General features: G+C 50.5%; 11 protein-coding genes. 7 read left to right on the top strand and 4 right to left on the bottom strand.

Annotated features, from left to right (window positions below; genetic code table 11):
• Positions 1–161: 161 nt before the first annotated feature.
• A complete protein-coding gene (gene yccX, locus KU854_RS15195) occupies positions 162–434 on the bottom strand; it encodes an acylphosphatase (protein ID WP_054778970.1) in 273 nt (90 codons plus the stop codon).
• A 101-nt stretch (positions 435–535) separates the two neighbouring features.
• Here yccX and KU854_RS15190 point away from each other — a divergent pair, with 101 nt between their 5' ends.
• The 3 genes from KU854_RS15190 to KU854_RS15180 all read left to right on the top strand — a co-directional run bounded on the left by KU854_RS15190 (position 536) and on the right by KU854_RS15180 (position 3,937).
• On the top strand, positions 536–1,882 hold the full coding sequence (locus tag KU854_RS15190; protein ID WP_218359304.1) for a methyl-accepting chemotaxis protein: 1,347 nt from the start codon (positions 536–538) through the stop codon (positions 1,880–1,882).
• 141 nt (positions 1,883–2,023) lie between these two features.
• Positions 2,024–3,211 (top strand): class I SAM-dependent methyltransferase, encoded by a 1,188-nt coding sequence (locus KU854_RS15185; protein WP_218359303.1) that lies wholly within the window; start codon positions 2,024–2,026, stop codon positions 3,209–3,211.
• A 66-nt stretch (positions 3,212–3,277) separates the two neighbouring features.
• On the top strand, positions 3,278–3,937 hold the full coding sequence (locus tag KU854_RS15180; RefSeq protein ID WP_218359302.1) for a YccT family protein: 660 nt from the start codon (positions 3,278–3,280) through the stop codon (positions 3,935–3,937).
• A 57-nt stretch (positions 3,938–3,994) separates the two neighbouring features.
• Here KU854_RS15180 and KU854_RS15175 read toward each other — a convergent pair whose 3' ends face one another.
• Positions 3,995–5,878, bottom strand: a complete 1,884-nt coding sequence (locus KU854_RS15175) for a propionyl-CoA synthetase (RefSeq protein ID WP_218359301.1) — start codon at positions 5,876–5,878, stop codon at positions 3,995–3,997.
• Positions 5,879–6,382: 504 nt separating this feature from the next.
• Here KU854_RS15175 and KU854_RS15170 point away from each other — a divergent pair.
• Together KU854_RS15170 and KU854_RS15165 are read left to right on the top strand one after the other, a co-directional pair.
• Positions 6,383–9,541 carry a chitinase C-terminal domain-containing protein gene (locus tag KU854_RS15170; protein ID WP_218359300.1) on the top strand — a complete coding sequence of 1,053 codons (3,159 nt, stop codon included), beginning with the start codon at positions 6,383–6,385 and terminating at the stop codon, positions 9,539–9,541.
• 149 nt (positions 9,542–9,690) lie between these two features.
• Positions 9,691–9,939, top strand: a complete 249-nt coding sequence (locus KU854_RS15165; protein WP_054778968.1) for a hypothetical protein — start codon at positions 9,691–9,693, stop codon at positions 9,937–9,939.
• A 131-nt stretch (positions 9,940–10,070) separates the two neighbouring features.
• On the opposite strand, the gene KU854_RS15160 is transcribed toward KU854_RS15165, so the two are convergent.
• Complete coding sequence (locus KU854_RS15160) at positions 10,071–11,459, bottom strand: eCIS core domain-containing protein (RefSeq protein ID WP_255555580.1); 1,389 nt, start codon at positions 11,457–11,459, stop codon at positions 10,071–10,073.
• A gap of 558 nt (positions 11,460–12,017) precedes the next feature.
• Between KU854_RS15160 and KU854_RS15155 the strand changes: the two genes are divergently transcribed.
• Positions 12,018–13,847 carry an ABC transporter ATP-binding protein gene (locus tag KU854_RS15155; RefSeq protein ID WP_255555579.1) on the top strand — a complete coding sequence of 610 codons (1,830 nt, stop codon included), beginning with the start codon at positions 12,018–12,020 and terminating at the stop codon, positions 13,845–13,847.
• A 117-nt stretch (positions 13,848–13,964) separates the two neighbouring features.
• On the top strand, positions 13,965–14,210 hold the full coding sequence (locus tag KU854_RS15150; RefSeq protein WP_218359298.1) for a hypothetical protein: 246 nt from the start codon (positions 13,965–13,967) through the stop codon (positions 14,208–14,210).
• A gap of 59 nt (positions 14,211–14,269) precedes the next feature.
• Here the strand turns inward: KU854_RS15150 and KU854_RS15145 are convergent, their stop codons facing one another.
• Entirely contained in the window at positions 14,270–15,721 is a 1,452-nt protein-coding gene (locus KU854_RS15145; protein WP_218359297.1) for a RimK family protein, read from the bottom strand.
• Between the last annotated feature and the right edge of the window lie 53 nt (positions 15,722–15,774).

Here is a 15,774-nt window from a genome sequence, read left to right as displayed (position 1 = left end):
GGAGGAGGCGATACATCATGTGTTGCCCATTAAGCGAGAAGAGCGAATATACCCGAGAGCCGTGAAGCCTAAGGCAAAGAAATACCCCAATAAAAAGAAAGCCAGTCAGCTTAACTGACTGGCATTAGCCAGTTGGCTCCTTTTCTATTTGGGCAATTTAGTCACTGAATGGAAAACCCATCTATCGCCTGCCAGTCTATTTGGTTGTGCACCAGTTTGGTGACATTCGCCGTGGCTGGCCCTTGCTCCAACCACGCCAGCAGCGCGTTGACATTTTTCTCCTCACCGCACATCAGCACCGTCACAGTCCCATCAGATTCATTCCGCGCATAACCGCTAAGCGACAGCTTTAATCCTTCATGGGCAGTGTGAAAACGGAAGCCAACTCCCTGAACGCGTCCTGAAACTGTCGCCCTAACACATATTTGTGACATCAATCACACCTCACTGGTTAGTCTTACCTTTATACAACAGTGTACTATTCACCTCGTCTAACGGTAATACACCGGAGCTTTTGACAAGGACCGATTCAAACATGATAGAAACGCCGTTCCGCTGGGTTGACCAGTACCTCATCAAAGTTAGCCTGAAACAAAAATTCTTCATCCTTTATACAATTTTAGTCTCGCTGACACTTGCGGTTGGTGTGGTTTTTTACAATGCCTCACAAGCACAGTTAGCCCAAGCACAAGAGAACCATAGCGCAGCACTGCAAAGTGTGCTGTCTCACTACGACGCTTCTGCAACAGAAGCCGCCTCACTGATTGCGACCAGCGGTGCAAATTCAGTGGAAACCAGTTTTTGGGCCCAAATCAGCGGACTGGAATGGTTTGCGCTGGCAACCCTTGCATTGCTAGGTGTTTCAGCGCTCCATTATGTGTCCAGTTTTATCGGTGGCGCCATGTACACCATGAACCATTCACTGCAACGTATGCTGGACGGTGACCTGACCAGCCGTATGAACTTCTTCCCTGTGCGTGACGAGTTCAGCATCATTGCGACTACTGTCGATAAAGTCGCGGATCGCGAACACAGCCTGGTACGTGCGATCAAAAATGCAGCCTCGTTGATGGAAGGGCTTTCCTCCGAGCTAAGTCAGCGCAGCGTTGAAAGCGAATCACTGTCTAAAGACCAACGTGCGTATCTCGACTCACTGGCAAGCGCGACAGAAGAAATGGCAGGATCCATCCGAGATGTTGCCGCTCACGCGGAACAAACTTCCGGTGAAATCACACAGGCCGGTGAAGCATCAAAACAAAGCCAATCCCAGGTCAATCAAACCATGCGTGCCATTCAGGCGCTGAGCCGTGAAATTGAGACCGCCTCGAACGCAGTGGCTGCACTGGAAAATAACTCCAGCGAAATTGGCAGCATGGTCGCGACTATCAGCGCAATTTCAGAGCAGACTAACCTGCTGGCACTGAACGCAGCCATTGAAGCGGCACGAGCGGGTGAGCAAGGACGTGGTTTTGCTGTGGTCGCAGATGAAGTACGCACCCTTGCCGGGCGAACCCAGCAGGCGACCGTCGAAATCCAGCGAATGATCCAGGATCTGGAAAGTAACACCGGGCACCTTCGCACGGTTATGCAAGGCACCGTCGAAAATGCAGCGGCCAGTGAGTCTTTGATGCAAAGCATCAGTGAGGATATCAGTTCGATCTCTGACCGTAGTCAGCGCATTACTGACCGCAGTACCGAGATTGCCACTGCAGCAAACCAGCAAGGCAGTGTGGCCGGTACCATTTCTTCAGATGTGGAGCATGTTCGCCAACAGGCATGGCAAGTGAGCGAGATGATCCAGCAAACTGCCCGTGACGTTGCCGATCTTCAGAAGCAATCTTCCAGCCTAACCGCGCTGGTTAAAGGTATGCGCACAGACTAAACCGTCCAAACGGCGAAAAAACGGCCGCCTACAGGGCGGCTGTTTGCATTCTTTCTTTTCATCTCACACAATACAGCACCTTTATCGGTTGGCGTGACCTACATCTCACGACAACCCGCATCTTGAAATTAGGAAAAACCAATGAATCCGTCTGTTTATCTGGTTAAAGGCCGCGAAAAATCGCTGCGCCGTCGCCACCCTTGGGTATTCTCGCGTGGTATTCAACGCGTCGAGGGCAAACCAAGTCTCGGTCAGACCGTGGATGTCTACGATCATCAGGGTCAATGGCTGGCGCGTGGTGCGTTTTCTCCTAATTCTCAAATCCGTGTTCGCGTATGGTCGTTTGAGCAAGAAGACATTAATGTCGAATTCTTCAAAAACCGCCTGCAACAGGCTCAAGGCCTGCGTGACACACTGGCAGCCCGTGACGGCCTGACCGGCTACCGTCTGATTGCTGCAGAGTCCGATGGTTTGCCGGGCATCACCATCGACCGCTACGAAAACTTTCTGGTATGCCAACTGCTGAGCGCAGGTGCTGAAGCACAGAAAGACAACCTAGTCGCTGCCATGGTTGAGCTGTACCCTGAATGCAGCATCTACGAACGTTCAGACGTTTCTGTCCGTAAGAAAGAAGGCCTGAAAGAGCGTACTGGCGTTTTGCACGGCGAGATGCCACCAGCGTCTGTGGTTATTGAAGAAAACGGCGTAAAAATTAGTGTCGATATCACGGGTGGACACAAAACTGGTTTCTATTTGGACCAACGCGACAGCCGCGAAGCATCTGTGAAATATGTGAACGGTAAGCGTGTTCTGAACTGCTTCTGTTATACCGGCGGCTTTGGCCTGTATGCCCTGAAGGGTAACGCGGCAGAAGTGATTAACGTGGACGTTTCCCAACCTGCACTGGACATCGCCAAAGCCAATGCTGAAATGAACGGCTTTGACGTTTCTAAAGCCCAGTTCGTCAACGCCGACGTATTCAAACTGCTACGCGAATTCCGCGATGCCGGCGAGAAATTTGACGTCGTGATCATGGATCCACCAAAGTTCGCAGAATCAAAAGCGCAACTGACTGGTGCGTGCCGTGGCTACAAAGACATCAACATGCTGGCGATGCAAATCCTGAAGCCTGGTGGTACGCTGCTGACTTACTCCTGCTCAGGTTTGATGGACAACGCCCTGTTCCAGAAAATCATTGCTGATGCGGCGTTGGACGCACACCGCGATGTGCAGTTCATCGAGCGTTTTGAACAAGCGGCAGACCACCCAATCGACAGCGCATACCCAGAAGGTTTCTACCTGAAAGGGTTTGCCTGCTACGTAAAATAAGCGTTTTAAATAATAATGAGGGCCCTTCATCAAGTCGGGCCCATTTTGCAATTTTAAGGGATGATCATGAGAAGAAAGCTGTTTCTCTCCTCAGTGTTTGCAGCACTACTACCGCTGTCTGCCCAAGCAGATGTGACCCTCCACCTCAACGACAATGTTGAGCTGCTTGCTTACAACGGACAGACCCACAAGTCGTCAGTATTTGGTAAAGAAGATACGGTCGTATTGCAAGATGGCACACAACAGTTGGCATTTCGGTACGTCACTAGCTTCGAAGAAGGCAAAGACGTCACTTTCGTCCGCTCCGATGTGTTGGTCGTGAAATTCGACGCACAGGACACCGATGTCCACTTTGAATTCCCGGAATACCTGAACAAGCATCAGGCGCGCAAATTCAATAAAAACCCTGAGTTCACCATCAAGGATGCTAGCGACAATGCCATTGCGTTTGAGCAAGGTAAACTGATCAAGTCCGGTTTCCAACTGAGCCGTGACTACCTATCTAAACTGCAACGTTACAACCAGACTGACATGCCAGCATCGTTGAATCTGGAACAAACACCGGTAGCAGAGACCGCTCCCGCTAAACCGGTAACCCGAAGTACGAAAGTCGTGGTCAATGACAGCGAAGGCATCAACGAAGAGGAATACCAGCTTCACTACTGGTTCCAAAAAGCGGATGCGCAAACCAAAGCCCGCTTCAAAGCGTTTGTGAACGCGCAGTAAGCGCTGCTTATGAATGATGAAGGCCACCAGACGGTGGCCTTTTTAGTGGGATTAACATCAGCTGTGGGATGACAACACTCTGTTGATATCGTCCAGACTCGCCGGGTCATCAATCGTCGAGGGGACGCTGTAGCTTTCACCGTCGGCTATCTGACGGATAATACGGCGCAGTATTTTTCCCGAGCGGGTTTTCGGTAATCTGTCGACAATAATCGCGCGGTGAAAGCAGGCAACAGGGCCTATCTCATTGCGCACTTTTGCCACCAATTCTTTTTCGATATTGCCTTCCGTTGAGTAGTAGCCGTCTTTAAGCACCACCAAACCAAGTGGTAATTGACCTTTCAGCTCATCATAAATCCCGACCACGGCACACTCCGCTACCGCTTCGTGGGCGCCGACAATCTCTTCCATTTCGCCGGTTGATAAACGGTGACCAGACACGTTAATCACATCATCGATGCGCCCCATTACAAACAGGTAGCCATCTTCATCGACATAGCCACCATCACCGGACACATAATAGCCGGGAAACTGTTGCAGATAACCGGATTCGAACCTGTCATGGTTACGCCACACCGTTACCAGACAGCTCGGCGGCAAAGGACGCTTGACGGCGATGTATCCTTGCTCATTTGCAGTCAGTGGTTCACCGGTTTCATTGAGGATTTTGACATTAAAGCCCGGCGTCGGTCTGGTCGATGACCCAGGCTTGGTCATAAAGCTTTCCAAACCGATCGGGTTGCAGGAAATCGCCCATCCCGTTTCAGTTTGCCACCAGTGATCGACAACCGGACGGCCGGTATGCTCTTCCACCCATTCCAATGTGGGCGGATCCAGCCTTTCCCCTGCCATAAAAATAGTCCGCAGTTTTCCCATCGGGTACTTGTGAATCTCCTTTCCTTCCGGATCTTCTTTCTTAATCGCCCGGAAGGCAGTTGGAGCAGAAAAGAGTACAGACACACCATATTCATCGCACACCCGCCAAAAAGCACTGGGATCCGGCGTTCTGACCGGCTTGCCTTCAAACATGATGGTAGTGCAGCCATGAATGAGCGGTGCATACACAATATAAGAATGGCCCACCACCCAGCCAACATCCGACGCAGCCCAATACACTTCACCAGGTTCGACTTTATAAACCGTCGACATACTGTATTTCAGGGCAACCGCGTGACCGCCGTTGTCGCGAACAACCCCTTTGGGTTTTCCCGTCGTGCCTGAGGTGTAGAGGATATATAGCGGATCGGTTGCGTTAACGGGTACACAATCATGGGGCTCAGCCCGTTCAAACAAAGTTGCCCAGTCTGCATCACGCTCATTGTCTAACACGGCAGGTTGCTCGGGACGCTGGTACACCACCACACGCTCAGGCTTCCAGCGGCTGTCCATCACCGCCTGATCGACCATTGGCTTGTAAGGAATCACCTTGTTCACTTCGATGCCGCAAGACGCGGTCAGCAACACTTTCGGTTCCGCATCTTCGATGCGCACCGCAAGCTCATTCGGCGCAAAGCCCCCAAACACCACAGAATGGATAGCGCCCAACCGGGCACAGGCCAGCATGGCAATGGCTGCCTGTGGGATCATCGGCATATAAATGATTACCCGATCACCCTTTTCAACGCCCAGGGATGCCAACATGCCAGCGCACTTGGCAACCTGGTCGCGCAGCACTTCATAGCTGTACCGGGCTTTTTTGCCGGTAACGGGAGAATCGTAAATCAGCGCAGTCTGGTCACCCCTGCCCTGCTCTATGTGGTAGTCCAAAGCAAGATAAGCGGTATTGAGTTCGCCATCCGGAAACCAACGTTCTATGCCGTTTGCATCATTTTCCAATGCAACGTGAGGGGGTTTAAACCATTTGATTTGCCGGGACTGCTGAAGCCAGAACCCTTGAGGATCATTGACAGATTGCCGGTAAGCGTTTTGATAGGCTGACATGGGCGTGCTCCTTGCCTGTCGATAACAGCGATTTTATTCCGGATTATTCGATGGCTTTCATCAGACAATCTTTCATTCCTTCAGATTTGGTCACACCCTTCACTGTTTGCTTCACTTACTGTCGACACTCTTCTTTTGTGGTGACTCGCATCAAAGCCCTTTTTGTCGACAATGTTCTCTAGCTGACTAAATAATGCCCACTTAAATACAAACTTTCAACGCAGGTTGTAGACAATCATCATTAGACATTGGTCTACCCCATCTGAATATGCAGCCTTGCATGCAGCACAAAATTCATGCAGAGAAACGAAAATTGTCCGTTGAATTTGTGAATACCGGCGAAGAGATAGAACCTTTTTCTTCGAATCCTGAGTAGAGATCTAAATCTGACTAAAACTCGGATGCCAGCCATATCCAACTCAACTACTTTATTTTTTACGCGATGCAAGTCGCGCTAATGTTATATAAATCAATAGTTAAACTTTTATTTTCGAGGAATATTCAATGGATGTGACAGGCAAAAGCAAGGGCTTCACGCTGTCGGCAGTCGCCGTAGCGTGCATGTTTGCTTTTAATGCGCAGGCAGCTACCGACTGCTCAGGTATTGAGAAATGGCAGTCTGATAAAGCGTATACCAGTGGCAGTACTGTTCAGCGTGACAAGAATGTCTACAAGGCAAACTGGTGGACAATGGGTAATGACCCGAAAACGTCTTCCGGACAATACCAAGAGTGGAAAAAGGTGGATCAGTGTGATTCCGGTGACGTCACTCCACCTGTAAACGAAGCACCAAGCGTTGCCCTGACAGCGCCTTCAGCCAGCGACAGCTTTAAAGCTGGTGACGTTGTCACTATCAGCGCAAATGCCAGCGACAGCGATGGTTCAATCGCTAAGGTTGAGTTCTTCGTTGATGGCACATCCATTGGCTCAGATACCTCAGCGCCATACGCAAAAACTTGGACTGCGGCAGAAGGTACACACAGCATTGTTGTTAAAGCAACGGATGACGACGGTGCAGTTGCAGAAACTTCAGCACTGAGCATCACCGTTAAACCAGGCGTTATCATTCCTGACAACGAAGCACCAACCGTTTCTCTGGCTGCGTCAGCAACTGCTGTTGACCAGGGCGCGACAGTGACACTGACTGCAGACGCTGCGGATACTGATGGCACCATCGCGAAAGTGGACTTCTATGTTGCAGGCCAACTGAAAGAAACGGTCACTTCCGCACCGTACACTTTTGACTGGGTATCGAATGTATCCGGCAACATTTCTATGTACGCGAAAGCGACAGATGACAAAGGCGCGTCTACCGATTCTGCAGTCGTCACCGTGAACGTGAAAGGTACACCTGTTGTTTCTAACTGTCGTCCAGAAGGCCTGTACCAGACCCCTGACGTTAACGTGCCTTACTGTACAGTTTACGATGAAGATGGCCGTGAGCAGATGGGTGCTGACCACCCACGCCGTATCATCGGTTACTTCACCAGCTGGCGTGCAGGCGACGATCCACAAGCCTCTTACCTGGTTAGCGACATTCCTTGGGAACAACTGACCCACATCAACTATGCGTTTGTCAGCATCGGTCCTGACGGCAAAGTCAACATCGGTGATGTGAACGATCCAACAAACGCCGCTGTTAACAAAGAGTGGCCGGGTGTTGAAGTTGATCCAGCGCTGGGCTTCAAAGGCCACTTCGGTGCACTGGCAACTTACAAGAAGAAACATGACGTTAAGACACTGATTTCAATCGGTGGCTGGGCGGAAACCGGCGGTCACTTCGGCCCAGACGGTGATCGCGTGGCAGACGGTGGTTTCTACACCATGACCACAAATGCAGATGGCTCTATCAACCATGCTGGCATTGAGAAATTTGCTGCATCTGCGGTTGAAATGATGCGTAAGTACAAGTTCGATGGTCTGGATATCGACTATGAGTACCCAACCTCAATGGCAGGTGCCGGTAACCCATACGATAAAGACTTCATGGAACCACGTCGCCCTTACCTGTGGGCTTCTTACCAAGAGCTAATGCGCGTACTGCGTGAAAAAGTTGATATCGCGTCCGCACAGGATAACCAGCACTACATGCTGACTATCGCAGCGCCATCTTCTGGCTACCTGCTGCGCGGTATGGAAACGTTCGACGTGACCAAGTACCTCGACTACGTCAACATCATGAGCTACGACCTGCACGGCGCATGGAATGACCATGTTGGTCACAACGCAGCACTGTTCGACACAGGTAAAGACTCTGAACTGGCAGCATGGAACGTTTACGGCACCAGCCAATACGGCGGTATCGGTTACCTGAACACTGACTGGGCATACCACTATTTCCGTGGCTCAATGCCAGCAGGCCGTATCAACATCGGTGTGCCTTACTACACCCGTGGCTGGCAAGACGTGTCTGGCGGTGAAAACGGTTTGTGGGGTAAAGCAGCGCTTCCTAACCAAGCTGAGTGTCAACCAGGCACCGGTGAAGGTGAGAAGAACAACTGTGGCAACGGTGCAATGGGCATCGACAACATGTGGCACGACAAGGATCCACAGGGTAACGAAATGGGCGCAGGCTCTAACCCAATGTGGCATGCGAAGAACCTTGAAAACGGCATCTTCGGTTCGTACGCGTCAGCTTACGGCTTAGACCCAGAGAACGACCCACAAGACGTTCTGCGCGGTACCTATGCACGTAACTACGATTCAGTCGCTGTTGCTCCATGGCTGTGGAACGCAGAGAAGAAAGTGTTCCTGTCTACCGAAGACGAAGCGTCTGTCAGCGTGAAATCTGACTACGTCATCGACAAAGGTATCGGCGGTATCATGTTCTGGGAACTGGCGGGTGACTACGCATGTTACCAACTGGACGGAAATGGCAACCGTACGGATGTCGTCGATGCAACCGAGAATGCGTGTAAGACTGGCAACGGTGAATACCACATGGGTAACACCATGACCAAAGCCATCTACGACAAGTTCATGTCTGCAACCCCTTATGGCGCGAAGCTGTCTGAAACCACAATGCCTGCAGAAGCAGTGAAGATTGATGTGTCAGTCGGTGGCTTCAAAGTGGGTGACCAGAACTACCCAATCAATCCTAAGATCACCTTCGTGAACAACACAGGTACGGATCTGCCGGGTGGTACTGAGTTCCAGTTCGATATCCCAACCTCTGCACCTGACAATGCGAAAGACCAGTCTGGTGGCGGCCTGAGCGTGATCTCTTCTGGTCACAGCAAAGCCAACAACATTGGCGGTCTGGAAGGCACAATGCACCGTGCATCGTTCAAACTGCCTAACTGGAAATCACTGAAAGCTGGCGAGAGCTATGTATTGGATATGGTTTACTACCTGCCAATCACTGGTCCTTCCAACTACACAGTGAAGATCAATGGTGTGGATTATGCGTTCGCGTTTGAATACAGCGACCTGCCTTTGGCGGATCTGAACAAACCAACCGATCCAGAAAACCCAGATCCAAGTAACTGTGAGACCACAGGAATCAACGTTTACCCTAACTGGCCACAAACTGACTGGGCTGGCAATCCAAGCCATGCCGGCAGCGGTGACAAAATGGTTCACGAAGGCAAGATCTATCAAGCCAACTGGTGGACTTCTTCTGTACCGGGCAGTGACGGCAGCTGGTCGAAAGTCTGCGGTTAATAACCACCAATCAATATGATAAGTGCAAAGCCGACTCATTAGAGTCGGCTTTTTTATGCATGAGCATCCAAGTATTCAGAAAGTAAATATTTTTGGATCTTTTTTGAGACATGGTTATCATTAATGTAACGAGTACATAAGGAGGCGCTATGCACCAAACCGAAGGATACGAACAAGCCATAGACGTTTTATCCCAGCTTCGTGTTGGTAATGTTATTGGTGACTCACTGCGTTCGCAGGCAAAAGAAGTCATTGAACATCAGTTCAATACCCTGGTTGACGAAAACGACCTTGAGATGTTTAACGCTCTGCTGAGAGAGCAACGCGTATCAAACCGACTCAGGGACAACTGGGCAGACACGGTGTTAAACCTATGGGATATCAACGAACACGCATGATTCATTGACCAGCCTACGATGCAGATGCAGCCGCTGACTACGCAATGGACAAAGACATAGCTTTCAGGCGTGGCATCTAAGAAATCTCTGTAGCAAAATGACGAGCCGACTCCGTGAGCCGGCTTTTTAAATCAGAACAACCTTATCCCCACACTGAACATCATCCGGTGCAGTTCAGGATCTTTATTCACAAGATCTTTAACCAGATTGTATTCCACCCCTACAAATGCCAACTCATCAATGTTGTAGCGCAAACCTGCACTCGCTGTCACACCCGCACCGAAACTGTCCGCGCCCGAAGTTGGGTTAAGATCGCCAAAGACACCGCCGGTTTCTACATAAAACTGCGGCAGATAAATTTTCTGCGTATTCAGCTCTATCCCCACACCTGCTGATCCCAATTTGATAGGGCTACCCAGCTCTGCGCGCCCCACGCCATAAAGACGGAGCTTAGTGCCCAGCAATGAATAGAACTGGTGGCGGTAGCGAAGATCAAAAGCAGCACTTGCCTGACCCGCTTTATCGTCAGCAGATGTCGCAGCCGTGACGTTAACCCCCAACTCCAGGGCATGGGTTTTGATCCAGGATGCCAGTGCGTTGGGACTTTCCCATATCAAGCCAAATCCCCCCGCACTACCTTGCCCTGCTGCAGCCAGTGCACGTTTTACAAATTCCGTACACTGCAATCCAAACAGATTGTATTTCGGGCGGTTTTTGCACGTGTCGACCGCATATTTCTTCGCCGCAGCAAATTGCTCTGCCGTCAGTTCAAACGTTTGTGTCGCAGGATTGTTTTTGTTGTGTTGGGTTGAGTCGGGATGATGAACACATCCATCCACGTCCGCTTTCATGTTATCGGCGTCGTATCCCTCTTTAGGCCAGAAACCGTAAGACCAGTAATCACCATACTCATCCTGCAGTTCAATCCATGCATGGCCGACTTTGTGCGTGGCGGGAAGCAGTAAAAAAGATCCCTCTTTGTCGGCAAATACGGTAATGCTGAATTTTTTGGTGGCTGTTTTTCTGCCGTCTTTCTTAGTACAACTCTTGGCGCAATCCGCTTCACTCAGCATCTGGGTTGTCGACGTACCGGCTTTTGACTGTTGCAACACGTGGGTAAGTTCATGAGCAAGGGTTTTCTGTCCGGCAGCGCTCTCTGGCCTGAACTCGCCGCGGTTAAACACAATATGGTTGCCCAATGCATAGGCTCTTGCACCAAGCTGGGATGCGGAATTCGCGGCATGTTCATCGGTGTGCACCCTTACCCCGGAAAAATCATGGCCAAACCTTTGTTCCATCTCTCTTCTGACCGGTGCTTGTAACGGTGAGCCAGAACTTGGCACCAAGGATTTTAGGTTGGCAGGAATGGGGGGCGATGAGAGTGAGGCGAGGGAACCGCCGTCCCCTTCGCTTTCCTGACATGACGCACATTGGGGTTTCGGGGATTCCAACACACGGTTGGCAACCCGGTCAGCTTCTCGCTCGGCGGCGTCAGAGTGCAGGTTTCCAGCGCTGAACATTTGCAACTGGACAGGCCTGTCTAATATGGGGGAGGTTTTCCTGTTGGCGCTTTTCGCAGCGCATCCCTGGCATTGACATCCCTTTGAACAACCGCCCATTGCCCTGTTTCGTGGCTTGGGAATGAATGCGGAATGATTCTGCCTGATGGTTTGATTTTCTGGTTGGCTAAATACAAACATCACACACCTCACTGGTGGATACTGTCGCAATGTGTTTTTCAATCGTGATTGCGTACAGTTTTGAGTGCACTTAAAACTAGCAAAGCGAAAATACGGTTAGGGCAATTAGCACCGTGAGTGTCACTATTCATACAAGACAGCCTAATAAATTGACACCATCCTGCCTTATTCAACCAGCGCGCGACACTAAACCCTACCTCCTTAGACAAAAACAGACATATCAGAATTTCTAAACAATTCCGTTGAAAACATTGGCATTAATCAATGCCATAAACCTGATAGAATCACCCGGAAAACTATTGGGTTCACGCACCCGAAGCCTGTAAAAATCTTTATGCTTCAGACACTCACCGTGAGCCATCATCTCCGGAAGGAATCATGATATATAAACTGTTCGAAAGAGTGACGCCCGCTTTCCCTGAATCCGAACCTGCCCAGCCACCGAATACGCTGCTGGCATTTTGCCGCCACTACACCAAAGGATTTGAAAAACCTTTGGTGGCAATGTCGCTTTTAACAGCACTCATCGCGATTGCCGAAGTGTCGCTGTTTGGCTTTATGGGACAACTTGTTGACTGGCTGACCGAGCAAGACCGCACCACCTTCTTGGCTGATGAAGGCCATACACTTATCTTTATGGGGTTGCTGGTGCTTATCGGCATGCCATTGCTGGTTTCCCTGCACTCGCTCATCCTGCACCAGTCACTTTTGGGCAATTACCCTATGTCCATTCGCTGGCTAGCTCACCGCTATCTGCTAAAACAAAGCATCGGGTTTTATCAGAATGACTTTGCTGGCCGTATCGCCACCAAAGTGATGCAAACGGCATTATCGATCCGCGAAACCGTCATGAAGCTGTTGGACGTTGCGGTCTATATCACGGTCTATTTCGCGACCATGCTGTTCATGGTTGGGCAGGCCGATATCCGGTTGATGATCCCCCTGCTGATTTGGCTGGCTGTCTATATCGGCATCCAGATGTATTTTGTTCCCAAGCTTAAAGCCGTATCGACGGAGCAGGCCGACGCCCGCTCGCTGATGACCGGCCGCATTGTCGACAGCTACACCAACATCGCCACCGTGAAACTGTTTTCCCATACCGACCGCGAGACGGCCTATGCCGAGGAAGGTATGTCGACCTTTATGGATACGGTATACCGCCAGATGCGACTGGCAACGGGCTTTAATATCGCGGTAGAAATTGCCAACTATGCCTTGGTGTTTGCCATTGGAGCGATCTCGATTTGGCTGTGGCTGGATTCCGCCATCACGATTGGTGCCATTGCCATTGCTGTGAGTCTCGCGCTACGCATTAACGGCATGTCGAAATGGATCATGTGGGAAATTGGCTCGCTGTTTGAAAACATCGGAACCGTGGTCGATGGCATGGGGACATTGGCAAAACCGGTCGAAGTGGTCGACAGGCTTAACGCACCGGCACTTGATGTGCCAAATGGCGAAATCCGGTTCAAAGATGTCAGCTTCCATTACGGCGAAAGCAAAGGCGTGATAGAAAAGCTCAACCTCACCATCAAACCGGGTGAGAAAGTCGGCCTGGTCGGTCGCTCTGGCGCGGGTAAATCTACGCTGGTTAACCTGCTGATGCGCTTTCACGATGTCGAGCGGGGAGAAATCCGTATCGACGGTCAGAACATTTCAGAGGTCACGCAAGATTCACTCCGTGCCAACATCGGCATGGTGACTCAGGACACGTCCCTGTTACACCGTTCCATCCGCGAAAACATCCTTTATGGCAGACCGGATGCCGGTGATGACGCCATGCTGGATGCGGCGAAAAAAGCCCACGCCCACGAGTTTATTGAAAGCCTGAATGACCCACACGGTAACCATGGTTACGATTCACAAGTGGGTGAGCGCGGCGTGAAGCTCTCCGGCGGCCAGCGCCAGCGTGTCGCTATTTCTCGTGTGCTGCTAAAAGATGCACCGATCCTGATCCTGGATGAAGCCACGTCAGCGCTGGACTCAGAGGTAGAAGCGGCAATTCAGGAAAGCTTGTACCAACTGATGGAAGGCAAAACCGTTATCGCCATTGCCCACCGCCTGTCGACGATTGCCGCCATGGACAGATTGATCGTGCTCGACGAAGGCCAGGTGGTTGAAGAAGGCACACACCAGGAATTGATTGCCAGCGGGGGAATTTATGCCCAGCTGTGGCAGCACCAGACTGGCGGGTTTATCGGAGAGTAATCACATACCTAAGGGACGCAGCAGCGTCCCTTCTTCGTTATACCCACACAACCTGACATGTCGCAAAAATAAGAAAGCTCTTCTACCCTTTTTATACTGAACAAAAGGGAGCAGCCAATGCCAAACATGATTCTCAAAGCCGCTTTTTTAACGTGCGCCGTGTTCTCAATCAGCGCATGTTCGGACTATGACCCGGTAGCAAAAAGCGACTGCAGCAAAGTGGTAAGCCACGCCCAGAAAATTCTCGGAGCGTTAGCACCATCAGCTAGCGAGCTTATGAGCCAGTGTCAATCCGCTTCCGATTCAGAGCGGGGCTGCGTAATGGCTTCCAATAAAAAAGGCCAACTGGCGCAGTGCCTGTAGTTGACCTTTTCAAAGCCTGGGAAGCGTTCTCTGCTCAGGCTAACTGCTTCACCAAGGTTTTATAATCCGCGCATTTGGATACGACGCAGAAACTCAGTCACGATGCGGTCGTAGAGCAAATCCCCCAAAAAACCGTCTTCAACATGGTGATCGATACTCGGGTTGTCGTTCACTTCTATCACATAAGCGCGATCCGCAATTTCCTTCACATCTACGCCATAGATACCGGAACCAATCAGGTTCGCCGCTTTTACTGCTGCATCTACCACACACTTTGGCACCATTTTGATATCCAGAGTTTCAAATCCACCGGAAGAGACCCTGCCACTATCATGATGCTGGTAAATTTGCCAGTGTCCACGACTCATCAGGTATTTACATGCGTAAATTGGCTGGCGGTTCAGCACGCCAATGCGCCAGTCAAAATCTGTCGGCAGGTATTCCTGTGCCAGGATTAACGCACTTTTCTCAAACACTTTCTGGCATTGGGTGACCAATTCTTCGCGGTTTTTCGCCTTCACAACCCCGATGGAAAACGCGCCATCCGGCACTTTTAGCACCATGGGAAAACCAATATGACTGATGGCTTCATCAATCATCTCTTCCGCCCCAGCGCGCAAAATAACACTCTTGGGTGTAGGCACCTTGTTCAACGACAACAACTCTGTCAGGAACACTTTATTGGTGCATTTCATGATGGACTCGGGGTCATCCATCACCACCAGACCGAGATTTTCCGCTGCCTTGGCAAACTTGTAGGTAAAGTTGGAAATGTTCGTCGTGGCTCGGATAAACAGGCCATCAAACTCCCCCAACCTTGCCAAATCATTTGGGCCTATCGCTTCCATATTGATGCCCAAGCGGTTTGCTGCACGCTGGAAACGGCGGATCGCTTTTGGATCAGAAGGTGGCAGCTTTTCTTCCGGGTCGATCAGCATGGCGATGTCATAGCGGTACTTTTTGTTTTTCTTTTTGCCACGCCAGACTTTCTGCGAAAACAGTTCGAGAGACTCCGCAAAGAAATCCTGCTCATTGTCATCCAGCGTCTGGAACGGACAGGCTTCCAACCTAGCCAGCTGCCACTTACCGTTTACCTTGATAAACCCGGCATCCAATACTGGCACCATAAAGTGCTCAAATACCTGATGCGCCACTTTCTCCAGTCCCTTGACCGGGGTTCGGCCAAAATACACCTTGGCATCCACGGTATCCTGCTGTTTGAAGTGGCGGTCAAAATCAGTCTGTTTCAGCTTCAACATAAACTGCTGGTTCAGATCGTTTATCGTCATGACACGCGGAATAACCCGGTGGCCACGCGCTTCCGCCATCAATGAACAGTAATAACCGCTGCTCATGTAATCGTAAGAGCGGCAGAGGTTAATCACCTGGGTGCTTTTGGTTTCCGTGTAAGCACCGGTAGCCAGATACTCATTGACGGTGACGACTTTTTCAGACGGAAAATATTGTTTCCAGTCCGAGGTCTCATCGGTAACGATAAGAATATTTGCCATTCATCTAATTCCTGTAGAGAGATTTCCGTTTTTGCTTTTAAATGGCAGAGTCA

The organism is Enterovibrio paralichthyis (assembly GCF_019209835.1).
In the GTDB taxonomy this organism is placed as follows: domain Bacteria; phylum Pseudomonadota; class Gammaproteobacteria; order Enterobacterales; family Vibrionaceae; genus Enterovibrio; species Enterovibrio paralichthyis.
This window is presented reverse-complemented; position numbering and strand designations above follow the sequence as displayed.

Bases quoted from the DNA above. Each gene is read 5' to 3' on its own strand.
- KU854_RS15170 (WP_218359300.1), top strand. From the start codon at position 6,383: ATGGATGTGACAGGCAAAAGCAAGGGCTTCACGCTGTCGGCAGTCGCC.
- KU854_RS15180 (WP_218359302.1), top strand. From the start codon at position 3,278: ATGAGAAGAAAGCTGTTTCTCTCCTCAGTGTTTGCAGCACTACTACCG.
- KU854_RS15175 (WP_218359301.1), bottom strand. From the start codon at position 5,878: ATGTCAGCCTATCAAAACGCTTACCGGCAATCTGTCAATGATCCTCAA.
- KU854_RS15185 (WP_218359303.1), top strand. From the start codon at position 2,024: ATGAATCCGTCTGTTTATCTGGTTAAAGGCCGCGAAAAATCGCTGCGC.
- KU854_RS15150 (WP_218359298.1), top strand. From the start codon at position 13,965: ATGCCAAACATGATTCTCAAAGCCGCTTTTTTAACGTGCGCCGTGTTC.
- KU854_RS15145 (WP_218359297.1), bottom strand. From the start codon at position 15,721: ATGGCAAATATTCTTATCGTTACCGATGAGACCTCGGACTGGAAACAA.
- KU854_RS15190 (WP_218359304.1), top strand. From the start codon at position 536: ATGATAGAAACGCCGTTCCGCTGGGTTGACCAGTACCTCATCAAAGTT.
- yccX (WP_054778970.1), bottom strand. From the start codon at position 434: ATGTCACAAATATGTGTTAGGGCGACAGTTTCAGGACGCGTTCAGGGA.
- KU854_RS15155 (WP_255555579.1), top strand. From the start codon at position 12,018: ATGATATATAAACTGTTCGAAAGAGTGACGCCCGCTTTCCCTGAATCC.
- KU854_RS15160 (WP_255555580.1), bottom strand. From the start codon at position 11,459: ATGTTCAGCGCTGGAAACCTGCACTCTGACGCCGCCGAGCGAGAAGCT.
- KU854_RS15165 (WP_054778968.1), top strand. From the start codon at position 9,691: ATGCACCAAACCGAAGGATACGAACAAGCCATAGACGTTTTATCCCAG.